Source organism: Marinobacter sp. B-12 (assembly GCF_056857915.1).
The window spans coordinates 53,341-77,297 of record NZ_JBSXOB010000063.1 but is presented as its reverse complement, the minus strand read 5'-3'; the positions used below and the strand labels follow the sequence as shown (position 1 = coordinate 77,297).

Below are 23,957 nucleotides of genomic sequence, written 5' to 3'. Positions count from 1 at the left end.
CAGCCATGCTCCCCGCATCAGACCAGCAAACTCACATTCCCGGCACCGCAGACCTGGACAATCCGCTGTACTATCTCGAGAACTTCGAGACAGTGGTGCGCTGGGTACGGCACTATCACAGCGATTTGCTGACGGTCGATGAAATCGGGTACATAGACAACCTGCTGACACTCGACCAGCCAGCAAGGGCGCTGCTGGCTCGCATGGTCATGCGTACCGGCGAACTGTTCCGTGTTGAGAAGCTTCGCTATCCAGAGCTTGGAGCCACGGTGGCCGAAACCACCAACACCCTGCTGAACGCCGGATGGATCAACGACACCCCGGAACTCCCCCTTGCCGACCTCTTTCGCCTGTACACCCTCGGCGAACTGCGACCCGCATTGGCCGACAGGATCACCGCCGCCGGACTGCCAATGGGGACAAGCAAAGCAGTGCTCAAGGAAACCCTGCTGCCACTGCACCCCGACCCCACACCGATCGGGCTTTGGCTACCGGGCGTATCCACACAGGTTATACAGTTACGGAACATGGCCCTGTTCGACCGCCTGCGGCTGATGTTCTTCGGCAACCTGCGCCAGAGCTGGTCCGATTTCGTACTGGTGGAGCTGGGCCACCAGCAGTATGAACAGATACCTCTTTCTGCCGAGTCCCGGGCATTTGACGAACGTGACGACGTGGATCGCTACCTGGTGATGCATCACTGCCGTGAACGCCTGGATCAGGGCGAGCCGCCAGAAACCGTATGGCAGGACATCCCCACGGCCAACAAGAACGCCTGGCTGGAAAGCCGGCGAGGCCGCTTGCTGTTCGAACTGGGCAAGCTGGCGGAGCGCGGCGGCAACACAGAGCTGGCGTTGAAGGCCTATCGCCTCAGTGGACATCGCGAATCACGGCTGCGCCAGCTACGCCTTCTGGAACGGCTGAAGCAACACCACGAGGCCTGGAAGATTGCCCTGGCCGCCACCGCCGAACCCAGGTTTGGCGCTGAGGAACGCGGGCTCGAACGTATCCTGACGCGATTGGCGAAAAAACTGGGAGAGGCATCGCCCCAGCAAGGCGAACGCCCGCAACTGACGGCGTTCACCCTGGAACTGGACAACCCCGATGGGCATTCCGTGGAATGGGTAGCCATGCAACACCTGACCGAACCCGACAAGCCCGTTGCCTATGTGGAAAACACCCTTATCAATGGCCTGTTTGGCCTGCTCTGCTGGCCTGCCCTGTTCGAACCTTTGCCCGGTGCGTTCTTCCATCCGTTCCACACCGGGCCCGTGGATCTGTACCGGGAGGATTTCGTGGAACGCCGGCAAGCACTGTTTGACGACTGTCTCGGCACGCTGACCTCTGACGATTACAAAACCCGAATCCGCGATACCTGGCAGCGAAAACACGGCATCGCGTCGCCATTCGTGATCTGGCCGATACTCTCGGAGGAAATGCTCGAACTGGCGTTGGCGTGCATCCCCGCCCAACACCTGGAGCTTATGTTCCGGCGCCTGTTGGGCAACCTGCGTGAACACCGCAGCGGCTTTCCGGACCTGATCCGCTTTCGGCCCGACCACAGCGATCCGAACCGGCGCTATGAAATGATCGAAGTCAAAGGCCCGGGCGACCGTCTGCAGGATCATCAGACCCGGTGGCTGGAGTTCTGCGTTGACCACGGCATTCCCGTCTCCGTCTGCTATGTGCGCTGGACCAGCCAATGACCGATCTCAACGTTGCGGTACGAACGCTGTGCGAATTCGCCGCCCGCAAGGGCGATCTGGACCTGCGCTACACCCCGGCGCCGACGTCGGAAGAAGGCATTGCCGGCCACAGTGCGGTGCAGGCCCGTCGCGGCCCGAGATATCAAAGCGAAATGGCCCTGGCTGGCCAATGCGGCAAACTGATGGTCAGCGGGCGGGCCGACGGTTACGACCCGATCGCCGGCCGGCTGGAGGAAATCAAGACCCACCGCGGTGATCTGTCCCGGGTACGGGAAGCCCAGCGCAATTTACACCGTGCACAATTGCGGGCCTACGGAGCGTTGTTGTGTCGACAGGAAAACCTGAGTCAGATTGATCTCGCCCTGATCTACTACGATGTCGGCAAGGACAAGGAAACCCCCATCACCGAAACGGCCCTCGCAGAGGAACTGTGGCGGGAGCTGGTACAGCTCTGTGAACAGTACAGCGACTGGGCTGAACAGGAGGCCAGCCACCGGCATGAAAGGGATCTGGCGCTGAAAAACCTGACCTTTCCCTTCCCTGACTTCCGGCCACAGCAGCGCGCCCTGGCGGAAACCGTTTACAGGAACAGCGTCCGCCAACAGACCTTGCTACTGGAAGCACCCACCGGCCTCGGCAAGACGCTTGGCACCCTTTTTCCGGCCCTGATGGCGATGCCCGCGGCCAGACAGGACCGCCTGTTCTACCTGACCAGCCGCAATACCGCCCGGCAACTGGCCGTCGATGCCGTTCACCTGTTGCGGAAAAAGCAACCCGGCCCATTGCCCCTGCGAACCCTGGAACTGGTGGCCAAGGACCATGCCTGCGAGCATCCGGACAAGGCGTGCCATGGGGACGCCTGCCCGCTGGCAAAGGGCTTCTTTGACCGATTGCCGGCGGCCCGCAAGGACGCTGCCAATCACACCGGTGCCCTGACCCAGGGGGTACTGGCCGACATCGCCCGCCAACACGGTATCTGCCCCTATTTCCTGGCGCAGGAAATGGCCCGCTGGTGCGATGTGGTGGTGGCCGATGTCAACCGGATGTTCGATCAGTCCGCCCTGCTCCATGCCCTTGTCCGGCAGAACGACTGGAAGGCCAGCCTGCTGGTCGACGAGGCCCACAATCTGGTGGATCGCGCCCGTGGCATGTATTCCGTGGAGCTGAGCCAGGCACGTCTGCTGCGGGTGCGGAAACAGGCCCCCAAAGCTTTGAAATCAAAACTCGATGGCGTGTCCCGGGCCTGGCAATCAGTCATCCGCGACCATTGCCCCGACATCAGCCGCGAGCCGGTGATGCTGGACACTCTTCCGGGTTCCCTGACCGGCGCTCTGAACCGGCTGGTCTCCGCCATTACCGACTACCTGGCGGACCATCCGCCAGACCTTGCCCTGCAGGAACTGATGTTCGAAAGCCTGGCCTTCACCAAACTGGCGGAGGTGTTTGGCGATCATTCCCTATGCGAGCTGATCCGGCCGGCAAGGGGCAAGGCCAGACTCAGTATTCAGAACCTGATCCCGGCGGACTTCCTGGCCCCGCGCTTCGAAGCCGCCGACAGCACGCTGATGTTTTCCGCAACCCTGTCGCCTGGCGTCTATTACCGGGACCTTCTGGGCATGCCGGAGGACACCTGCTTCCGCTCCCTGCCAGGCCCCTTTACCCGCGACCAGCTTGAGGTGAATTTCACCCCGGACATCAGTACCCGGCAGCCGGACCGGGAACGCTCACTGACGCCCATCGCGGAACTGATCCACCGACAATACCAGCAGCGGCCCGGCAACTACCTGGCGTTTTTCAGCAGCTTTTCCTACCTCAACCGGGTGCGGGAAACTCTGCAACAAAAGGCGCCTGACCTGCCGCTTCGAGCCCAACGCCCTGGCATGTCTGCCGATGAGCGCACGGCGTTTCTTGACGATTTCAACGAGGACAATGCCGGCGTCGCCCTGGCCGTACTCGGGGGCGTATTCAGTGAAGGCATCGACCTGCCCGGCGACCGCCTGATTGGCGCATTCGTGGCGACGCTCGGCCTGCCGCCCTTTGACCATTGGCATGACATCCTGCGCCAGCGACTCGAGCAACGCTTTGGTGCCGGCCACGCCTACACCTACCTGATTCCTGGCCTTCAGAAAGTCGCCCAGGCCGCCGGCCGGGTTATCCGCACGCCGGAGGACACCGGCGTAATCTGGCTGATCGATGACCGCTTCCTGCAACCGCAGATCCGCAACCTGCTGCCAGCCTGGTGGGCCTGACCCAGCCCATTAGAACGAACACCCTCACCCCGGCCGGCTTTTTCACGGGCCGGTTTTTGTTATGCTGCCGGATAGTTCAAACCCGGAGCATTCAATGTCGCAGAATTCCAGCGCCCAATTCCCTGCCTATTCCCTCCTTGAGCTGGCCTCCGTTCGCGAAGGCGATTCCGTGGGGCAGACCCTGGCCAACAGCGTCGCCTACGCACGCCATGCGGAAAGCCTGGGCTTTAACCGTTTCTGGCTGGCCGAGCATCACAACATGGAAGGCATCAGCAGTTCCGCAACGGCCGTACTGGTGGGACACATTGCCGGCGCTACCAGCACTCTCCGGGTAGGGTCCGGAGGTATCATGCTGCCCAACCATCCGCCGCTGGTGATCGCCGAGCAGTTCGGCACCCTGGAAAGTCTCTATCCCGGCCGAATTGACCTTGGACTGGGCCGCGCCCCTGGCACCGACCCCGTGACCAGCCGGGCGCTGCGCCGGGACGGCCTCGGGGCAGAACAGTTTCCCGAGGATGTCGCGCGTCTGCAGTCTTTGCTGGGGCCACTCCAGCCGGGCCAACCGGTCAAGGCCATTCCCGGCGCTGGCACCCATGTGCCCATCTGGCTGCTGGGCTCCAGCCTCTACAGCGCACAACTTGCCGCCATGCGAGGTCTGCCCTATGCCTTTGCCGGTCACTTCGCGCCCCGGCTTTACCGCGAGGCGATCCAGACATACCGGGACAACTTCCAGCCTTCGCATCAACTGGATAAACCCTATGTGATTCTGGCCGTTCCGGCCGTGCCAGCGGATACCGACGAAGAGGCCCAGTTCCTGGCCACCACGAGTTATCAGCGCATTCTTTCCCTGTTCCGAGGCCAACCGCTGTGGATGCGGCCGCCGGTCAAATCCATGGACGGTTTATGGAGCAGCGGTGAACAGGCAGGCGTGAAGGACTTCCTGTCCCTGCAGTTACTGGGCAGCGAGAATACTCTCCGGGAGCAGCTGGAACGGTTATTGCTGACTGTGGAGGTGGACGAACTGATGTTTACCGTGGATCTGTACGACCCCGAAAAACGGCGGCACGCGCTGGATATCCTGGCCGCGACCCGACACTGAAGCCCAACCGGAGACAACCATGGCTACGCCCGAATTTCATGTTTTCCTGTCCCACGGCCTGGAGAGTGGCCCTGGTGGCACCAAAGTACAGGCTCTGAAAGCCGAGGCAGAAACCTTTTCTGGTGTGAGCGCGATTGCCGTGGATCATCGCAGTACGAAAGATCCTGCCGAACGTCTTAAGCAGATGAAAGAAGCCATGGCTGAGGCCGGTGCCGATCCAGAAAGAACCATTCTGGTCGGTTCCAGCATGGGAGGCTGGGTGTGCGCCCGCACCAGCGCAGAAACGCCGGTACTGGGGTGCTTTTTGCTGGCTCCGGCTCTGGCGCTGTCAGCCTATCCGCAATCCAGCCCCCGTATTCAGGCCCGGCAAACCCAGATCATCCATGGCTGGGACGATGACGTCGTGCTGCCGATGCCGGTGATTGAGCTGGCACGGGAACAGAAGCTATCGCTGCTGGTACTTCCGGACGGACATCGTCTGGAAAATAGCCTTGAGCGGCTGGTGATTGAGTTCAGGGGTTTCATGACCGACTGCCTGTCCAACGACTGACCACCGGTGCCCTATTTCATCCGCGAGGCTTCGAACACTGCCAGTTCCTGGCCGTTTTCACCCAGCAACCGAAGCTCGATGCCTTCGAGATTGACACCAACGGTCTTGGCCAGGGCCGCGAACAGCAATTGTTCCGTCTGGTTATCCGGGCAGGCCCTGCGGGTGCTGGCCATGGAATCAAACAACAGGTTCTCACCCCTGACCTGATAGTCACCCATGTATTGGTTGCAGCCACTGAAGCCGCTCACCCGGCCGTCGTCCAGAAACAGAATGTGGGGTTTCTGGTCGGCGTTGGTTTCCGACACCGGCTCACCCGCGATGCTCAGCAGCTGCCAATAGGTATTGGTCAACGGCATCGCCACGATATCATCGGCCGAACGGCTGGTGGCAGGTGACCCGACGCAACCGGCCACAAAGAGCAGAGCAAACAAAATTGCCACATGCCCGGATACCGACACGACTCCTCTCATGTGTTTTCTCCCTATACGGGTTAACAAAAAGCGCTTCAAGCCAACAACCCTGCCAGCCCCGACGCCCTGATTACGCTACGCCCCACCGCCTCTTTCAGCACACCTTCCTGGCATACCGCCAGGCTAAGCCAGTGGCGTGCCCGGGTAATGCCGGTGTATACCAGCTCCCGGGTCAACACCGGGGTCAGGCGGTCCGGAATCACCAGGCAGGCGTGGGTAAATTCCGAGCCCTGGGACTTGTGCACGGTCATGGCGTAGACCGTTTCCATTGATTGCAAACGGCTGGGCGATATCCACCGGACACCTCCGCTTCCGTCACCGGACGGAAAGGCGACCCTCAGGGTCTCAACCGGCTCACCCTCGTCGTTACGATCCCAGGGCACACTCAGGGTGATACCGATATCGCCATTCATCAGGCCCAGATTATAGTCGTTTCCGGTGATCAGTACCGGACGACCGGCGTACCAGCCTTCGGTGCGCTCGATCAAACCGGCACCGTGTAAACGCCCGGCAATGTCACGGTTAAGCCCTTCTACTCCAAACGGCCCCTGACGCAACGCGCAAAGCACCTTGAAGCGATTGAACGCCGCGAGCACCTCGGTTGCCCAGGCGTCCCATGATTCACGCCCATTCGCCTCGACGTCGGTGGCAGGTTTGCGGTCACGAATCAGCTTTAGATAGTGACCATAGCCAACCGGAGGCTCGACCGGCGTAGTGCCGACCACGCGCTGCTCACCTTGATTGTGGAAGCGTTCCGGACTGCCGGTCAGGGCATGGCTTGCCAACCATCCCATGTCAATCTCACCAGTCAGCCAGGCCACATCCTCAAAGCCCTGGTTACGGCACTGGCCGATCAGTTCCCTGCTGAGCTGGCCCGCATTGGTGGCCGACGCCAGCACGCCGATACCGCTATGCTCGTCAAACCGATAGCTCTTTCGCAGCATGGCAACCGCCTGATCCAGGGCAAGGCCTCCGGAGTCCAGCAGCCCTGATGGCAATTGACATCCGGTCACCGCTTGCAGCCATTGCGCCGTTTCAGGCAGGTAGTGAGCGCCTTCGGCGCGCTGGCAGAGCTCCCCCAACACCGCACCAGCGTCCACCGACGCCAGTTGATCCTTGTCCCCAAGCATGATCAGCCTCGCCTTGTCAGGCAGGGCTGCAAAAACTGATGCCATCAGGTCCACGTCCACCATGGACGCTTCATCGATCACCAGGATATCCAGTGGCAACGGATTGTCCTCGTTGTGACGAAAACTCCGTGAACCCGGGCGACTGCCCAACAGCCGGTGCAACGTGGTGACCTGGGTTGGAATGGCGGCTTTCTCCGGTGCACCTGGAAGGCCTTCCAGCGGCAGACGGTCGACGGCACCACCGATGGACTCGCTGAGCCTTGCGGCCGCTTTTCCGGTTGGCGCCGACAGGCGGATGCGCAGGTAAGGGTTGTCACCGGCGGCCTCCGCAGATTGACAGGCCATCGACTGCAAGGCCGCCAACAGGTTGACAACGGTGGTGGTTTTACCGGTGCCGGGGCCGCCGGTAATGACACTGAAGCGGTTCCGTGCCGCCAGGGCACAGGCCACTTTTTGATAATCCGGCGGGCCATCGGCATTGCTTTCCGTGCCGAACAGGGTATCCAGTGCCGTTTTCAACGGAGCGGTATCCGTCAACGCCACACGGTTATCGAGACGTGCCCGAATACCGGCGGCAATGGCCTGCTCATAACGCCAGAATCGACGCAGGTACAGCCGCGAGTCATCCAGCACCAGCGGTGCTGCCTGCTCGCCGTTACTGACAGCGCAGCTTTGCCCCAGCAGACCAATCAGTTGGTCAGCGCCGACACCGGCAAACAGATCCGACGGCCTCGGGCTGTTTTCAGGTAGAGAACCGACGCCTTCCGGCGGCAGTACCAGCGTTGGTTCCGTGGCACGACAGAGATGACGCACATCCAGGCAAACGTGCCCCCGTCCCACCTGGTGTGACACCATGGCTGACAGCAGCGCAAGCATGGCCGTCGGCTGTTCGCCCTGTTCACGAACCATCGTGCAAACAAACGTCGCAAAGGCATGATCGAGAGCACGAATCCAGTCGCGCTCTACCCACGCGTCCAGCAGAGCCAGAGCATCGTCGGCGGTTTGGGGCAACCGTGGTGCCGGTTCGGGTTCAACGGCATCGAACAGGTCCGCAATGGTTCCGCTTTCTCCGGTCATGCTGCCTTCTCCCCCTGGCCGCTGAACAGCCGGTCCAGTTCCTCGATCAGGGCTCTGTCCGGTCGTTCGGTAAAAGCGCCGGCGCCCGGTGCATCACAGCCGCGGAGGAACAGGTAGACGGCCCCTCCCATGTGGCTGTCGTAATCGTAATCCGGCAGGCGCGTTTTCAACAGGCGGTGTAGCGCCAGCAGGTAGATGACGTACTGCAGGTCGTAACGCTTCTCAAGGATTTTCTCTTTCATCACGTCCGGTATATAGGCCTGATCATCCTCCCCCAGGAAGTTCGACTTGTAGTCCAGCACGTAGTAGCGGCCTTCGTGCTCAAACACCAGATCGATAAACCCTTTCAGCATGCCGTTAAAGGTGGCTTGGTGGGCCTCGGGGCGCGGATCACCACCCAGCGTATGCCGGCGGACCAGCCTGTCCATAGTAAGGGTGTTCACTTCGTGGCTTTCAAACCAGAACTCCAGTTCGGGCCGGAAGGTATCAAGGCCGGCCAGGGAGCATGTCCCGCTGCTGCCCGGAAGGAGGATGTCCATGGTGATCAGGGTGTCGATCCAGGTTTTCAGGGTGTCAGCCCAATCACCCCAATTGCGTAACTGGCAACGGCGTTCCAGCAGTTCGTGGAGATCCTCCGGTGCATCAGCCACCTGCTGGAAACCCTCTCTCGCGCACCACTCCAGAATATCATGCAGGAAGGTGCCGGGGCCGGAGCCTTTCGGGAAGCCATGCTGGTTGGCCGGTTGCGGCCCTTGCCGGTCGGGAGCCATCGCGGCAAGAGTATCGGCCACGACGGGCTCGTCCTCGTCGCGCAGATTCTCTTGCTCCGCATCTTCACTGGCCGGGGCGAAGTCGTTCCCGTAACTACCGCGGGCGCCATAGGTGATCGCGGAATAGCTGGCGATCCACCAGTGTTCCCGGGCTTCCCGCACGGGCTCCAGGGCATTGCCAAGCTCCGGTTCCTCATCGCCCGCGTATACGTCGTCTCCCGGCTCAGGCATCGGCACCACATCGATTGCGGGTTCGCCGGTGGCCACGGACTGCAGGAAGGGCATCAGGTCGGTGTCTTCATCGCAGCCAGAGCGGCCAATCAGGTGCCCCAGGCCGCTCTGCCGCCAGCCTTTGATGCCGCTGGCGCCAACCCAGGTGGCGTGACGGGATCGGGTCAGGGCAACGTAGAGTTTGCGAATATCCTCACCCAGTCGTTCGCGGTCGGCCCTGGCCAGGGTGTCTTCATCCGGCTCCAGGGAAATCTGCAGCCGGCCTTCGTCGTCGTGGTACTTGATGAACGCCTGGTTCGGTTTTTCCTCGCGGAATTCGGTAGCAAACGGCAGGAACACCAACGGGTACTCCAGGCCTTTGGATTTGTGGACAGTAACCACCTTGACCAGCCCGGCATCACTTTCCAGGCGCATGGTGCGGTGTTCGTCCTCATCGTCGGAATCCTGCAACATCTCGGTGTAGTGATGAATGAGCGCGTGTTCGCCGTCCAGTTGCTGGCTGTCCTGCTGCAGCAGTTCGGCGATATGCAGGATGTCGGTCAGGCCACGTTCGCCGTCGGGCCCGGACAGCAGCTTCGCCGGCACGTCATAGTCCATGAGCAGGCGCCGCAGCATCGGCAGTACGCCCTGTTGCTGCCAGAGCTCACGGTAACCCTGAAAACGGTTGATCTCGCGGTCCAGCGCATTTTCGTCACTGAACAGGCGGTCCAGCTCCTGATAAGCCAGGCCCATGGTGGGCGTGGCGAGTGCCGCGCGAATCAGCGGTAGCTGGCCGGGTTCGGCACAGGCCTGCAACCACTGCAGCATCTCCACCGACTGCACCGACTGAAGCACGGAATTACGGTCTGACAGGTACACACTGCGCACGCCCCGGACACCCAACGACCGCCGGACGGCATTCGCCTCGTCACGCTTGTTGACCAGCACAGCCATATGCTCCGGTCGCACGGGCTCAAACGGCGTGCCCTCGGCGCCAAAACCCGCTTCGCCGCTCTGACCCAGATTCAACAGCCGGGCAATCTCCGCCGCACAGGCCTCGGCCATGGCCTCCCTGCCGGTTTCCTTGGCGATAGGGCGTTCATCGCTCAGGGTCCAGAACGTCAGCGGTGGTAGCGGCTGCCCGTTAACAAGCCATTGCTGGCTGGTACCTTTGGCCTCCACCGGGCTGAAGGGCAATGGGTTGTCGTCTCCGGCACGAAACAGGAACGCCCCTTCGGGCAGGGACGCATCGGCCTGGGAAAATACCCGGTTGACGCCGTCTACCATGGCAACAGCGGAGCGGTAGTTGGTGCCCAGCGTGTAGGTTCGGCTGCTGACCGCCCGACGGGCATCCAGATAGGTGTAGATGTCGGCGCCACGGAAACCGTAAATCGCCTGTTTGGGATCGCCGATCATCAACAGGCTGGTGTCCTGGTCGTTGCTGGCCACCCGGTATATACGGTCGAAGATCCGGTACTGCACCGGGTCGGTATCCTGGAATTCATCGATCATTGCCACCGGAAACTGGCGACGAATGGTGGCTGCCAGGCGTTCTCCCTGGGGGCCGCCCAACGCAGCATCCAGTCGTGTGAGCAGGTCGTCAAAGCCCATACTGGCCAGGCGCTGCTTTTCGCTGTCCAGGCGACGGGCGATCCAGCAGGCGGCATGGTTGAGGATGTCCGCTTTTGCCACCGGCATGGTTTTCAATGCCGGCTTGAGTTCGGTGATGGCGTCCATGGCAGGATGATGAGGCGGCTCATCCTCGCCGGTCCATTTTCCGGCAAACGCTTCCGCCTCCAGGGTGTCGAAGCCCTTGGTGCGTTTACTCGACAGGAACTCATGAGGTTCAGCCGCATCGGTAGTGGCCCACTCCCGCAGGTGTTCTATGGCTTTTTGAAGGGAGTTTTTGGTGGTGCCGTGCAGCGGTTTGGGCTTTCGCTTCGCGGTTTCCGCCAACAATTCTTCCAATTCTTCGCACCAGGCCGGCCAGGGGGCTTTCAGAGTCTGCAGTTTCACCTCCCGCAAGCGTTTCGCTTCCTCCGCAGCGGCCAGTGGATCACGCTCCGGCGCCGGCAGGGCATCCACGTGAGGCAACAGGTTGCGCACGGACTGGCGCAGGCTTTCCGGGGTTTTCCAGGTATCCAACACCTCGCCCATCAACTCCGGTGGCATGGGGTATATAAAGGTACGCCAGTAATCCCTCACAACGTCATCCAGTAGGTCCGTCTGACTGGTCTCCAGGGTCTGACGGAACAGGCTGCCGCTGTCGAACGCATGCTCGCTGAGCATGCGGTTGCACCAGCCGTGGATGGTGGACACGGCTGCCTCGTCCATCCATTCCGCGGCCAACAGCAGTTTGCGGCGGCAGGCCGGCCAGTCGGCCACTGGGCAGGCATTGCGCAGATTCACCAGCGGGTCTTTTGACATCGCAGTGGTATCGACGGTGTCCGGTTCAGCGGCGAACAACGCTGCGGCTTCGGTCAGGCGGGCACGAATCCGGTCCCGGAGTTCCTTGGTGGCGGCTTCGGTAAAGGTCACCACCAACAGGTTGGGCGGCATGAAGCCCTCACCAAGGGGTTCTTCCACGGCACGATGGCCCAGTACCAGGCGCACGTATAGCAAAGCCAGGGTAAAGGTTTTACCGGTACCGGCGCTGGCCTCTATCAGTTGGCTTCCACGCAATGGCAGTGTGAGAGGATCGAGTTTGCGGATTGCTTCGGTCATTTCGCCCGCTCCCGGCCCGCACTGGAGGGCTTGGCCCGGCCGGCCTGTTCCGCGTGCCAGAGCGGCTCATACAAAGCCGACACCAACAGCGGGAATTCGTCATTCTCCAGCAGTTGTTCTACCTCCGGATAGGCCCTGCGCAGGTAACCACTGTCGCGCTCCAGAGCCTTTCCGTAGGCGTCCGTCGCCTTCAGCAGTGCTTTGTCCTCACTTCCCTCGCCCCTGGCGGGATAAAGGCCCCGCAAATAGCCGAAGGCCGCACCCGACTCTATCGGCAGCGGCCGCATCTGGCCCTGAATCCAAAAGCCCAGGATGCTGGTCAGGTATTCCCTGGCGCGGGCGGTGTCCATGGGCAACAGGTTAACGACCCGCTTTTCCTCTTTGGCAATCACCAGGGTGTGGAAAGCTTCGTAGCGAACATTACCTGCCAGATGCGCCACCCAATGCTCCAGCAGAGACGGGAACCGCAATTGGCGAGAGTTCGTCGGCCCTTCCAGCAAGTTGCCGCTGGCAATCACCACCCGGCAGAGGTCACCGCCCGGGCGGGTACGCAGGTTGCCCAGCCTGTCGTTAACGGTTACCGCCGCGTCGCCATGCTCATGGCGGTACTCAAAGCCTGAAATATCTTCCACCGGCTCAGGCCAAAGCACCACGGCCTCCTGATAACGCCGGTACAGGTCTGGCATGCGGCTCTCCAACTGCCGCGTCAGGGCGGTTTCCGTCACTCCCATGCCCAGCTCGCCTCGCCGGGCCATGCCCGCCAGAGCGCCCTCCAGCCGCTGATGCAGTTCGTCCTCGGTGCCCGACTTCAATACGGCATGACGAATCAGTTCGTCCTCCAGACGCCAGTGATGCAAGCCGTCCATGGCGAATGCCTCGTTGTCGGTGTCCAGGCTCTCCACATCGGTAAACCGCACCTGCAGCCGGCGCTGGTAAAAGATGTCCACCGGTCGCTTGAGGAAGGCGCCAATATCGGCAATCGTCAGTGGCTCCGCTGGTGGCAGGAAAGGCAGTTCAACGCCCACCACGTCTGTTTCCCGTTGCTGATGCGCACTGAGCCATTCGCTGTCATAGGTGAACAGGCGCCGTGTTGCCAGCACCGCGTTCACATCTGGTGAGCCATTTTGCCCAGCTCCGCGATTCCCGGTGGGAAAATACTCGCGGCTGAACGGTTGCAGCGGGTGTTTGATTGTGAGGGCCGGAGAGGCTTTCCGGTCCGACTCCTCCACCTGCCACACCGCATCAAGATGGTCACAGAGCTGGCTGACCAGTACCGAGGGGGGCCGTTCCGAATCATCACGGATGCTGCGCCCCACCCAACTGATGTAAAGCTGCTCCCGCGCGGAGAGCAATGCCTCCAGAAACAGATAGCGGTCGTCCTCCCGGCCGGAGCGGTCGCCCGGTCGGTAATCCACGGCCATCAGGTCAAAATCCACCGGCGGTCGCGAGCGCGGGTAGTCACCGTCGTTCATACCCAGCAGACACACCCGCCGAAAGGGAATAGCACGCATGGGCATCAGGGTTGCAAAATTGACCTTGCCGGCCAGGAAGCGCTGATTGAGGCCGCCCTCTTCCAGCCCTTCCAGCAGAATGTCCCGCACGATGCTCAGGGGCAGTTCCACGTCTTCCATACCGGCACTGTTGCAATCCTGGAGCCACTGTTCTGCCTGCCGACGCAGCCGGTTCACCAGCAGCAGGTCGTCATCGGACAGTTCAGCGAAGAAGCGCTCGAGTATGGACTGCAGCCGGTCGAGCCAGCCGGAAGGCGTCGCAGAGGATCTGAGTTCGTACCAGAGCTCTTCCAGCCGATCAACAAAGCGGTAGAGATTGCCTGCCACACCCGCCTGCAGGCCGCCGATTTCCTCGAACGGTTCGATGCCCTGCCAGGGATCGTCGCGGCCAGCGCCATAGCCCAACAGCATCCGCCGCAGACCCGCCTGCCAGGTGTTGCGTTCCAGACCCTCTGGCAAGTCGAGACTGCTGCGATGGTCGCTGTGCAGCCCCCAGCGAATGTTGGCGCCGTCCACCCATTGGCGTACCAATGGGAGATCGCCCTCGGCAATACCAAACCGACTGCGTACGGCCGGCACTTCCAGCAGGCTGATGATCTCGCTGACGCCAAAACGGCTTTCGGGCAATGCCATCAATGTGTCCAGCGCAATCAGCACCGGCTGACGATGCCGCTGACCCTGGTCGGAAATGGTATACGGGATGTAGCGACGGGACGACGACGGGTAACGACCAAACACCGCCTGGATGTGAGGCGCGTAAGTATCGACGTCTGGCACCATGACAATCAGGTCGCGGGGCCGAAGTTCCGGATCGCTGTTGAATGCCGCCAGCAACTGGTCGTGAAGGATTTCCACTTCCCGTTGCGGGCTGTGGGCATTGTGGAACACCACGGAATTATCCCGGAACGGATCGAGAGCCCGGGCCTGCCCCAGCATCTCCGACTGGGAGGTGAGCGAGCGAATGTCGTTCTGGATCTGGTGCAACAGCGCTGGCTTTTCCGGATCTCCGTGGGGCGTAAAAATATCGATCCGGCCCTCTGGAGTCGCCACGCGGCCCTGGTATGTCTCGGGGTTGTCGAATTCGTCCAGCAGGCGAATGTAATCCCGTCCCTGTTTGCCCCAGGCCGCCAGCAACGGGTTGGCATGCTGGTGGAGGGCATCAGGGTCGGTCAACGCAGCCAGTTCAGGGTGGGTCTTGCCGCGCTTGCGGTCCGCCGTCAGCAGGTCACGGTCACTGATGATGTCGGCCCAGTAAAATTCACTGGGGTTGTGGACACAGAGCACCACCTGACTGACCCGACTCAGAACGGACAGGGCTTCCAGCGCCTGCTTCGGCAGGGATGACACGCCAAAGACCACAATACGACGGGGCAGGTTTGGAGGCCTGTCTGCGGTTGTCAGTGTCTGCCCTTGCTCCATGAACCGGGTGTGGATGCGTGAACGGCTGGTACCCGCGAGTTCACCAACATCAGCCACCAGCCTGCGCCACAGCACGGCCTGCCAACGCAGCTCATCGCCCAGCTCGCGGTATTCTCCACGGGCCATCCGCAGGCGGTCGTGGCCAGCCTCCCAGTCGGCCAGCCAATCGGCGCGAAAAACCTGGTACTGATCGAACAGGTCCGCAATCTTGCCGGCGAGCTGGTAACGGCGGGTTTCAGTATCCGTTCCGGCCATGAATCGTCGCAACGGCGCAAAGACGTCGTCATCGGCGATCAACTCCGGCAGTAATCGGAACAGGCGCCAGACCAGGCGGGACTTGTCGAACGGGGATTGCTCCGGCACGCCCTCCGAGGTCAGTACCGCACGGTAGGCCTGCCAGATAAACCGGGCGGGAAACAGAAAATCCATGCCAGCCGCAATACCCAGACCGCCGACTCCGACATCTGCACCATCCTCGGACGGGTCCTCAGCCAGTGCCAGCTTCAGCCACTGGGCAATACCATTGCTCTGAACCAGAAAGGTCTCACTTTCCAGCGGTGGCAGGGGGCTTTGCCGGCAGATCCAGACCACAGCCCGGCGCAGGTCTTCCAGATGATTGGCGTGGATGGCGTGAAAGCCGGGCTCAATGGATGGCGTCGCTGGCATACCTGCCCTGTGTTTTGTTTCCGGTAAGAAACAAAAGCTTATCACAACTTGTACGAGCCACCCGAACGCGTCGCTTCCGGCACCAGGTAAATTTGCCAATTTCTTGCGAAATCGGGATTGTTTTGCCAGTCTAAATAAATGTAACAGATCATTTCAGCAAAAAAATAAGCGGAGACAACGCGATGAGCACCACGAGCAAGTTCAAGAAACTGGCAGGGCTTTCAGCGTTCGCCTTTGCCGCAATGACAGCGGCAAATTCGGTGAATGCTGCCAACTGGCGCTATGCGCACGAAGAATACGAAGGTGATGTCCAGGACGTATTCGCTTACGACTTCAAGGAATACATCGAAGACAACTCCGACCACACCGTGCAGATTTATCGTTTTGGTGAACTCGGCGAATCCGACGACATCATGGAGCAGACCCAGGCTGGCATCCTTAACTTCGTCAACCAGTCCCCTGGCTTCACAGGCTCGCTGATTCCGGAAGCTCAGATTTTCTTCATTCCGTACCTGATGCCGACCGACATGGAAACGGTCATCAAGTTCTTCCGTGAAAGTGAGGCCATCAACGAGGACTTCCCCGAGCTGTACGCCCAGAACGGCCTGGAGCTTCTGCAGATGTATCCGGAAGGTGAAATGGTCGTGACGGTGGACGAGCCCGTCAGCAAGCCGGAAGACTTCAACAACAAGAAGATCCGTGTCATGACCAACCCACTGCTGTCGGAAACCTATTCCGCGTTTGGCGCAACGCCCACGCCGCTGCCCTGGGGTGAGGTTTACGGTGCGCTGCAGACCAACATGATCCAGGGTCAGGAAAACCCGATTTTCTGGATTGAGTCCGGCGGTCTTTACGAAGTTTCCCCGAACCTGGTCTTCACCAGCCACGGCTGGTTCACCACTGCCATGATGGCCAACAAGAACTTCTACGACGGCCTGTCCGACGAAGACAAAAAGCTTGTTGAGGACGCCGCTGACTACGCGTTCGAGAAAATCATCGTGCACATTGACGGTCTCGCGGAAAAAGCGCTTGAGAAAATCCAGAAAGCCAGCGACGAGGTCACCGTCACTCGCCTGAACGACGAACAGATCGAAGCCTTCAAGGCCCGCGCGCCGCAGGTTGAAGACAAGTTCATCGAAATGACGGGTGAAGGTGGTAAAGAGCTGTTGAACCAGTTCAAGGAAGACCTCAAGGAAGTTCAGAGTAACTGAACCTGAAGGAACCATTCCCGCCGGCCCTGCCCGGCGGGAATCTGTTTTAACCCCGCCCCGCCGGGGACCTCCTGCCGGCTGGGAGCGATATGTTCTGGAGCAACCCCCATGTCCGAGAACTCCCCGGATCTAGAAGACGATACCGGCACCTACGAGTCCGGCCTCCCCGGGTTTCTGGGAACCATTGACGAAGTTATCGCCAAAACTGAAGCCGTCATGCTCGCCGTTGGCGTAATTCTTATGGCCGTCAATACATGCATCAACGTTATTGCGCGCTTTGTCTTCGGTGAAGGCCTGTTTTTCTCTGGTGAGATCAACCGAATTCTTATCATCCTGATTACCTTTGCAGGTATTGGTTACGCGGCCCGCCATGGCCGTCATATCCGCATGTCTGCGGTTTACGATGCGATCCCCCCCAAAGGGCGCAAAGTCCTGATGATTTTCATTGCCCTGTTTACATCTGTGGTGATGTTCTTCCTCTGCTATCACTCTTATGGGTACGTCGAGACCCTCTATAGCCGCGGACGCATCCTTCCGGCGCTGGGTTTTGAGATTTGGTGGATTTACGTTTGGGCGCCAGTGGGCTTTGCAATCACCGGCATTCAGTATTTCCTTACGGCCATCAAGAATTTCACCAGCAAGGATGTTTATCTCTCTACTGGTGTGATCGATGGTTATGCGGACAGTGAGTCGGAAGTCTGAACCTGCAGCTGCTTTAACAAAGGATAGAAACTCATGGCGACTATAATGATGGTAATCATGATCGGGCTGCTGCTCCTGGGCTTCCCGATGATGGTTCCGCTGATCACCGGCGCGGTGGTCGGTTTTGTAATGATGTTTGATGGCTTCGGCCAGATGGGCACTTTTGTCCAGCAAATGATGGGCGGTATTCGCCCCGCCTCCCTGATCGCGGTGCCGATGTTCATTCTGGCGGCGGACATCATGACCCGCGGCCAGTCCGCCGACCGCCTGATCCATATGGTGATGGCGTTCATTGGGCACATAAAAGGCGGGCTGGCAATCAGCACCGCGACCTCGTGCACTCTGTTCGGCGCTGTTTCCGGCTCTACCCAGGCGACGGTGGTCGCTGTCGGCTCCCCCCTTCGTCCGAAACTGCTCAAAGCGGGTTATTCCGACTCATTTTCATTGGCGCTGATCATCAACTCCAGTGATATTGCGTTCCTGATCCCCCCAAGTATCGGTTTCATTATTTACGGGGTAATCTCCGGAACCTCCATAGCCGAGCTGTTCATCGCAGGCATCGGCCCCGGCATCATGATTCTGGCCATGTTTTCCATTTACTGCCTGATCTATGCCTACATTAACAAGGTTCCAACTGAGGAAAAGGCCGGCTGGAGAGAGCGTGGTGTCGCCGTCCGTGAAGCGCTGTGGCCGCTGTTCTTCCCGGTCATCATCGTCGGCGGTATCTATGGCGGCATATTCAGCCCCACGGAGGCGGCGGCTGTGTGCGTGCTTTACGCATTCCTGCTCGAGTTCGCGGTTTTCCGGTCACTCAAATTGCCGGACGTCTATCGCATTGCCAAGTCCACTGGTCTGATTACGGCCGTGGTTTTCATACTGGTGGCCGTCGGAAACGGGTTTTCCTGGATTATATCCTTTGCACAGATTCCACAGGCAATACTGGAGTCCGTCGGCGTTAATGAAGCCGGTCCCGTCGGCGTGTTGATTGCGATCTGTGTGGCTTTCTTCGTCGCCTGCATGTTTGTTGATCCTATTGTCGTCATTCTGGTACTAACGCCAATCTTTGCACCAGCGATCGAAGCCACTGGCCTGGACCCGGTACTCGTCGGGGTTCTGATCACACTTCAGGTGGCCATAGGCTCGGCAACGCCACCGTTTGGCTGCGACATTTTCACTGCCATAGCCATATTCAAGCGTCCTTATTGGGAAGTGATCCGTGGTACGCCGCCGTTTGTCTTTATGCTGGTGGCGGCAGCGGGTCTGATCATCGCATTCCCGCAAATTGCGCTGTTCTTGCGTGACGTAGCGTTTCGCTAACGGATAGAGACTGATTTCATGGAGAAGAACATGTTCAAAAAAATCCTGGTGGCTGTTGACGGTTCCAAGTCGTCCTTCAAGGCCATGGACAAGGCTATTGAACTGCAGAAACTCATGGACACCGAGATCTATCTGATGTGTGTTTACAAGCACCACAGCCTGTTTGAGGCATCACTGTCGATTGGGCGCCCCGACAGCATGGATATCCCAGACAAAGTGCTGTCGGAATACGCCAAGGAAATCGTCAACCACGCCAAGGAACAGGCGAAGAAAAAAGGGGCGGTAAAGGTCCGGGGCTTCGTCAAGGCCGGTCGGCCGTCCAAAATCATCACCAAATTCGCCGAAGACAAGGACGTTGATCTTATCGTCGTTGGCTCTCGGGGCACGCACGGCGACAAAGACGGCATGCTGCTGGGCAGCGTGTCGCACCGGGTGGCTTCCCGTGCAAAATGCCCCGTCCTGGTAGTTTAACGACAACTGTTTAAGGAAGAACTATGACCACTATCGTAGATTCACTGAACTCCATTCTGTGGGGCTACGTTCTGGTCTACGGCCTGCTGGGCGTTGGTGTCTTTTTCACCATCCGCCTGGGCTTTCTGCAATTCCTCAACTTTGGGGAAATGATCCGCGCCATTCGCGGCTCCCGTGACAGTGATGTCCACGGCATATCGCCGTTCCAGGCCCTGTGCACCAGCCTTGCCTCTCGAGTGGGCACCGGTAACCTCGCTGGTGTGGCGGTAGCGCTGTACCTTGGCGGTGCTGGCGCCATCTTCTGGATGTGGATGGTCGCCCTCGTCGGTATGGCAACCGGCTATGCAGAGAGCACATTGGCACAGCTCTACAAGGTACGTGATGGCAAGGGACAGTACCGGGGTGGTCCGGCGGTCTATATAACCAAGGGCCTGAAGGCGCCCTGGGCAGGCAGTGTTTTTGCCGTCTGCCTGATCCTGTCCTTCGGACTGGTCTTCAACGCTGTTCAGGCAAATTCCATTGCCGATGCCATGCAGGGTGCCTTTGGGGTGCCCAAGTTGTGGGTTGGCATCGTGATCGCCGTTCTCGCGGGCACCGTCATCTTTGGAGGCCTGCGCTCCATCGTCCGATTCGCGGAACTGGTGGTGCCGCTGATGGCAGGTATCTATGTGCTGATTGCCCTGGTGATAATGGCCATTCACATCACCGAAGTGCCGGGCGTGCTGATCACTATCGTAAAGAGCGCCTTCGGGCTGGAAGAAGCCGCCGGCGGCGCGGCGGGCTCCATTACCGCCGCCATGCTCAACGGCATAAAGCGCGGGCTGTTCTCAAATGAGGCCGGTATGGGCTCGGCACCCAATATTGCTGCAACTGCCACACCAGCGCCTCACCACCCGTCATCCCAGGGATTGGTGCAGGCCTTCGGCGTATTTGTCGACACCATCATTATCTGCACCGCAACAGCTGTGATGATCTTGCTCTCCGGCGTCATGGAACCGGGCTCGGGCATTACCGGAACCCAGCTTACCCAGGATGCCATGCAAAGCCACATTGGTGAGTCCGGCGCCTATTTCATCGCCATTGCCATCCTGTTCTTTGCATTCACGTCCATCGTCGCCAACTACACCTACGCAGAGAACGCCCTGATTCATCTTGGCGGTGACAACAACGCTGCCATTACAATGCTTCGCTCTGCTGTCCTCGGGATGGTTGTCTGGGGTAGTTACGAGGCGGTGGTGACTGTTTTCAACGCCGCCGACGCATCCATGGGTCTGATGGCAACCATCAACCTGATTGCCATTGTCATGCTTTCAGGCACGGTGGTGAAGCTGACAAAAGACTATCTTGCCCAGCGCAAACAGGGCGAGGTACCGCACTTCAAATCAAAGGACTACCCAGAGTTGCACGAAAAAATCGACAGCAACATCTGGCACTAGCCCCTCTTTCGACGCTTACGAAATTTCTACCCGGTCCCTGCCCGCCTCCTTGGCGCGGTACAGGGCCCGGTCAGCAAGTCCCAGTAAGCTGTCTGGGGAATCGCTGCACTCGGGCCAACTGGACACCCCCACCGATATGGTTACATAGCCCAATTCAAAGCCACCATGTTCCACCGGCATGGCACGGACGGCGTGAGCGAGTTCTCGCGCCTTATCGCAAGCGGCCTTTGCGGTGGAGCCGGCCATGATGATGACAAACTCCTCGCCTCCAAAACGACAGACCACATCGCTGTCGCGGAAATGCTGCGCCAGCACACCAGCCACGGCTTTCAGGGCAGAGTCGCCAGCTTCATGACCATGAGTGTCGTTGAAGCGCTTGAAATGATCGATATCCACAATCAGCAGCGACAGCGGCTGGTCACCGCGCAAGGCCACGGCGGATTCGTGCTCCAGAAGCTGATCAAAATAGCGGCGATTCTTCAGGCCGGTGAGCGCATCTTCGTATGAGTACTTCTGTAACTCTTCCCGCAGACTGATGCTCGAAAGCGCGATACCGATTTTCTGCACGCCCTGGCTGAGCGCCTGGAACAATCGGGCCGCACCGTAATCGGTGCCGTCGGCAGCAAACCCTTCCGGCACTTCCACAAACAACAGAGCCATCGTCAATGACCCCTCGGTTGCCGACTGCAAGTTAATCCACAGACACAACGATTCATTCACGCCCTTCTGCCACTCGGACCACGGCTGACCCAAACCCTGGATATGGCGTTCGGGTATCTGGCTATGTAATGGCGGGCCCTCAAGGGTTTCGATGCGGGGCGGTGATTCCGGTTCTCCCGCATACCCCCAGCGTGTCAACAGTTCATAGGCCTTGCCATTGTCCACACGCTGGTAGAGCCTTCCCCGCAGAGGACTGCACAGGTCAGGGAGCCTCCGCGCCAGCACATGGAACGTTTGGTTGAGACTTATGCAATCCTGCAGTTCCGCATTGATGTCGTTCAGAACACGGGTTTTTTCATTCTCGAAGGTGAGCAGCCTCACCCTGGCCTGCTCACGACGTGCCAACGCCTCCGCCTTCTGGGTTCGCTCTGTTACCTGCTGTTCCAGCGACAGATTTAACCGATGGAGTGCCTGCTGGGTTCGTGCATAATGCCAAAGGGAAATCATTACAACCGCCAGCGAAAAGATCAGCGTGCCCCAACTGACCGGCACCCTCCGCCAGGGCAGGACGCCATGGGCAACGGCCATGTCCACCACCAACAAGGTGCAGAACACGGCGTAAGCGGCGAGGATGATCTGTTGCTCAATTTTCAGATGCCTGAACCGCTCTACGACAACGATCGTGATGGTAGCCAGGGACACTAAAAGCAGCGCATCAAACAGCGGGTATGTTGATGACAGGTCAACCAACCCCGACAACGCCAATGTGATCGACGCTACCGCGTAGGCCAGATGGATTTTCCAGACCAGATTGATTAACCAGGGCCTGCGATCACTGAACCACTGTTCCAGCAACAGTGCCATGGCCACCGGCAACATGTAGTAGGAGCCGGCGGCCAGATAGTCCCACATCAATGGCACGTTCCAGAGCAATTGGCTGGCCTGGCTTTCGGACAGAAGCAGAATGGCGGACGACAAAGAGAACAGAGCAATACTCCCGAAACTCTTCTTTTCCGTTTGCAACATGGCGAAAAACATCGCTAGCAGGGCAATGAGGGCGGAGAAACCGGAAATGACCAGTGCTTCCAGGGAGTTTCTTACGATAAACAGGATTAAGGCCGGCCGCTCCACAATGGAGATTTCACCCCAGAGGCCAATGTCGCTGTAATCAGAGAAAATGCGAAAGTAGACCGGCTTGCCCTCAAAATTCTCGGGCAGCGGAACCGCGTGCCAGGGCCAACCTTCGAAACGGCCCCGGCCCAGATCATCGAAGGTGCCGTATTGGTATATGTTCTTGCCATCGAGCCAGACCTGGACAATCAGGTCGACACTGTAGATATACAGGACCGGCTCCTGCCACTCGCCCTCCGGAAGGGTGATCCGATACCATACATGTTCTTGCCCATTGCGATCAGGCGGGTTGGATGGAAAGCCGATGGCGCTCCATTGCCCAGGGTCCTGACCCAGAACCCACTCCGGCACCCCCGCATCGGACAATGGAGAGTCGCCCCACCGATATTCCCAGCCATCATCCAGATCCACTGCCGCATAAGTCGCCGGAGGCACTAAAAAGATCAGAGCGATCAGGAGTATCAGCCTTACGGTATTGAAGAGGTACAGCGTCTGCATACAGTGGCTTGCCTGTCGCCAAAAATTACAGTGATACAATTATAGAACATCTATGAGATTAAATTGGCTCAGGCGGGCAATAAACACAAGCACTAACCATTGCTTTAGACAACGCTTTCAGCGTCTTTCGGGCTGCGCCTGTCACAAAACCATTCAGCACTCCGAATGGGTTCCCGCAAAGGTATCCCAAGCGGTACTCTAGACGGATGATCGATACCCACCCGACATCCTACAAAGGCGTTATCCCAACCCCTACCTGGGCTTTCCGGCAATACGAACGAATCCGGCACTGGCTGCCGGACGGCTTGCCGATGGACCAACGACCGAATCCGCAACTGCTGGACAATCTGCTGCCACTGGCCAACTAGTTCCAGGTATACGTATTCGATGCCTTCGGCGTGCTGAATGCTGGCCCCAGGGCCTTTCCCGCTGCCATTCAACGGTTTCGGGAGCTACAGCGGATGGGCAGGCACGTCCAGATTCTCTCCAACGCGGCGACCGCCAGCCACGCCAAACTGGTGGAGAAATATCGGCACATGGGGTTCGACATCACGCCGGATCAGTTGATCTCAAGCCGTTGGTTGCTGGAACAATCCCTTGCCAATCGCGCCAGGGAGGGCCTCTGGGGTGTGATTGCCCCGGAAAACTCCGAGCCAGGATTCTTCACCCACCGGGCCCGTGAGGCCGGCGGTACCCTACCGCAGTTCTACGGCAAACCCTATGCACCCGCCTTCCAGGCCGTTATTGAGCGCTTCACGGACATACCCCCGGGACAGATACTCATGGTGGGCGACACCCTTCATACGGATATCCTGGGCGGGCAGAACGCCGGCATGAAAACCCTGCTGGTGACGGCCGAGGGATCCCTGCAGGGTATGGATATACCGAACGGCATCGCGCAGTCCGGTATTGCACCCGACTTTATCGCCCCGAAGATCTGATTTCCGGGG

The 23,957-nt window shown here is 59.5% G+C and carries 15 protein-coding genes and 1 pseudogene; 11 read left to right on the top strand and 5 right to left on the bottom strand.

Going from position 1 to position 23,957, the window contains the following annotated elements:
- The first annotated feature begins 5 nt into the window (after positions 1 to 5).
- From AC13D2_RS18040 to AC13D2_RS18025, 4 genes are all read left to right on the top strand, one after another.
- Positions 6 to 1,706 carry a VRR-NUC domain-containing protein gene (locus tag AC13D2_RS18040; RefSeq protein WP_482938986.1) on the top strand — a complete coding sequence of 567 codons (1,701 nt, stop codon included), beginning with the start codon at positions 6 to 8 and terminating at the stop codon, positions 1,704 to 1,706.
- Positions 1,703 to 3,955, top strand: coding sequence for an ATP-dependent DNA helicase (locus tag AC13D2_RS18035; RefSeq protein WP_482938985.1), 2,253 nt, complete (start codon positions 1,703 to 1,705; stop codon positions 3,953 to 3,955). Before AC13D2_RS18040 ends, AC13D2_RS18035 begins: the two co-directional genes overlap by 4 nt.
- Before the next feature lie 94 nt (positions 3,956 to 4,049).
- Positions 4,050 to 5,054 carry an LLM class flavin-dependent oxidoreductase gene (locus AC13D2_RS18030; protein WP_482938984.1) on the top strand — a complete coding sequence of 335 codons (1,005 nt, stop codon included), beginning with the start codon at positions 4,050 to 4,052 and terminating at the stop codon, positions 5,052 to 5,054.
- A 19-nt stretch (positions 5,055 to 5,073) separates the two neighbouring features.
- A complete protein-coding gene (locus AC13D2_RS18025; RefSeq protein WP_292046465.1) occupies positions 5,074 to 5,604 on the top strand; it encodes an alpha/beta hydrolase family protein in 531 nt (176 codons plus the stop codon).
- 11 nt (positions 5,605 to 5,615) lie between these two features.
- On the opposite strand, the gene AC13D2_RS18020 is transcribed toward AC13D2_RS18025, so the two are convergent.
- Genes AC13D2_RS18020 through recC form a run of 4 tightly spaced genes read right to left on the bottom strand, consistent with a single transcriptional unit; the run spans position 5,616 to position 15,581 of the window.
- Positions 5,616 to 6,074 carry an META domain-containing protein gene (locus tag AC13D2_RS18020; protein WP_292046466.1) on the bottom strand — a complete coding sequence of 153 codons (459 nt, stop codon included), beginning with the start codon at positions 6,072 to 6,074 and terminating at the stop codon, positions 5,616 to 5,618.
- A 35-nt stretch (positions 6,075 to 6,109) separates the two neighbouring features.
- On the bottom strand, positions 6,110 to 8,281 hold the full coding sequence (gene recD / locus AC13D2_RS18015; protein WP_482938983.1) for an exodeoxyribonuclease V subunit alpha: 2,172 nt from the start codon (positions 8,279 to 8,281) through the stop codon (positions 6,110 to 6,112).
- Positions 8,278 to 11,985 (bottom strand): exodeoxyribonuclease V subunit beta, encoded by a 3,708-nt coding sequence (gene recB, locus AC13D2_RS18010; RefSeq protein WP_482938982.1) that lies wholly within the window; start codon positions 11,983 to 11,985, stop codon positions 8,278 to 8,280. The genes recD and recB overlap by 4 nt, the downstream gene beginning before the upstream one ends.
- Positions 11,982 to 15,581, bottom strand: coding sequence for an exodeoxyribonuclease V subunit gamma (gene recC / locus AC13D2_RS18005; RefSeq protein ID WP_482938981.1), 3,600 nt, complete (start codon positions 15,579 to 15,581; stop codon positions 11,982 to 11,984). The genes recB and recC overlap by 4 nt, the downstream gene beginning before the upstream one ends.
- A gap of 182 nt (positions 15,582 to 15,763) precedes the next feature.
- On the opposite strand from recC, the gene AC13D2_RS18000 reads away from it, so the two are divergent.
- The 5 genes from AC13D2_RS18000 (at position 15,764) to AC13D2_RS17980 (ending at position 20,718) form a co-directional block, all read left to right on the top strand.
- A complete protein-coding gene (locus tag AC13D2_RS18000; protein WP_300493714.1) occupies positions 15,764 to 16,792 on the top strand; it encodes a TRAP transporter substrate-binding protein in 1,029 nt (342 codons plus the stop codon).
- A gap of 108 nt (positions 16,793 to 16,900) precedes the next feature.
- Positions 16,901 to 17,494, top strand: coding sequence for a TRAP transporter small permease (locus tag AC13D2_RS17995; RefSeq protein ID WP_482938980.1), 594 nt, complete (start codon positions 16,901 to 16,903; stop codon positions 17,492 to 17,494).
- A gap of 33 nt (positions 17,495 to 17,527) precedes the next feature.
- Positions 17,528 to 18,811, top strand: coding sequence for a TRAP transporter large permease (locus AC13D2_RS17990; protein ID WP_292046476.1), 1,284 nt, complete (start codon positions 17,528 to 17,530; stop codon positions 18,809 to 18,811).
- A 30-nt stretch (positions 18,812 to 18,841) separates the two neighbouring features.
- Positions 18,842 to 19,282, top strand: coding sequence for a universal stress protein (locus AC13D2_RS17985; protein WP_292046478.1), 441 nt, complete (start codon positions 18,842 to 18,844; stop codon positions 19,280 to 19,282).
- A 23-nt stretch (positions 19,283 to 19,305) separates the two neighbouring features.
- Positions 19,306 to 20,718: an alanine/glycine:cation symporter family protein gene (locus AC13D2_RS17980; protein ID WP_292046479.1), complete on the top strand. Its 1,413-nt coding sequence runs from the start codon at positions 19,306 to 19,308 to the stop codon at positions 20,716 to 20,718.
- A 15-nt stretch (positions 20,719 to 20,733) separates the two neighbouring features.
- Here AC13D2_RS17980 and AC13D2_RS17975 read toward each other — a convergent pair whose 3' ends face one another.
- Positions 20,734 to 23,007, bottom strand: a complete 2,274-nt coding sequence (locus tag AC13D2_RS17975) for a sensor domain-containing diguanylate cyclase (protein ID WP_482938979.1) — start codon at positions 23,005 to 23,007, stop codon at positions 20,734 to 20,736.
- 206 nt (positions 23,008 to 23,213) lie between these two features.
- On the opposite strand from AC13D2_RS17975, the gene AC13D2_RS17970 reads away from it, so the two are divergent.
- Positions 23,214 to 23,375: a hypothetical protein gene (locus AC13D2_RS17970; protein ID WP_482938978.1), complete on the top strand. Its 162-nt coding sequence runs from the start codon at positions 23,214 to 23,216 to the stop codon at positions 23,373 to 23,375.
- 24 nt (positions 23,376 to 23,399) lie between these two features.
- Positions 23,400 to 23,948, top strand: a pseudogene (locus AC13D2_RS17965) (HAD-IIA family hydrolase); the annotation flags it as partial.
- Between the last annotated feature and the right edge of the window lie 9 nt (positions 23,949 to 23,957).

Bases quoted from the DNA above. Each gene is read 5' to 3' on its own strand.
- AC13D2_RS18040 (WP_482938986.1), top strand. From the start codon at position 6: ATGCTCCCCGCATCAGACCAGCAAACTCACATTCCCGGCACCGCAGAC.
- AC13D2_RS18035 (WP_482938985.1), top strand. From the start codon at position 1,703: ATGACCGATCTCAACGTTGCGGTACGAACGCTGTGCGAATTCGCCGCC.
- AC13D2_RS18030 (WP_482938984.1), top strand. From the start codon at position 4,050: ATGTCGCAGAATTCCAGCGCCCAATTCCCTGCCTATTCCCTCCTTGAG.
- AC13D2_RS18025 (WP_292046465.1), top strand. From the start codon at position 5,074: ATGGCTACGCCCGAATTTCATGTTTTCCTGTCCCACGGCCTGGAGAGT.
- AC13D2_RS18020 (WP_292046466.1), bottom strand. From the start codon at position 6,074: ATGAGAGGAGTCGTGTCGGTATCCGGGCATGTGGCAATTTTGTTTGCT.
- recD (WP_482938983.1), bottom strand. From the start codon at position 8,281: ATGACCGGAGAAAGCGGAACCATTGCGGACCTGTTCGATGCCGTTGAA.
- recB (WP_482938982.1), bottom strand. From the start codon at position 11,985: ATGACCGAAGCAATCCGCAAACTCGATCCTCTCACACTGCCATTGCGT.
- recC (WP_482938981.1), bottom strand. From the start codon at position 15,581: ATGCCAGCGACGCCATCCATTGAGCCCGGCTTTCACGCCATCCACGCC.
- AC13D2_RS18000 (WP_300493714.1), top strand. From the start codon at position 15,764: ATGAGCACCACGAGCAAGTTCAAGAAACTGGCAGGGCTTTCAGCGTTC.
- AC13D2_RS17995 (WP_482938980.1), top strand. From the start codon at position 16,901: ATGTCCGAGAACTCCCCGGATCTAGAAGACGATACCGGCACCTACGAG.
- AC13D2_RS17990 (WP_292046476.1), top strand. From the start codon at position 17,528: ATGGCGACTATAATGATGGTAATCATGATCGGGCTGCTGCTCCTGGGC.
- AC13D2_RS17985 (WP_292046478.1), top strand. From the start codon at position 18,842: ATGTTCAAAAAAATCCTGGTGGCTGTTGACGGTTCCAAGTCGTCCTTC.
- AC13D2_RS17980 (WP_292046479.1), top strand. From the start codon at position 19,306: ATGACCACTATCGTAGATTCACTGAACTCCATTCTGTGGGGCTACGTT.
- AC13D2_RS17975 (WP_482938979.1), bottom strand. From the start codon at position 23,007: ATGCAGACGCTGTACCTCTTCAATACCGTAAGGCTGATACTCCTGATC.
- AC13D2_RS17970 (WP_482938978.1), top strand. From the start codon at position 23,214: ATGATCGATACCCACCCGACATCCTACAAAGGCGTTATCCCAACCCCT.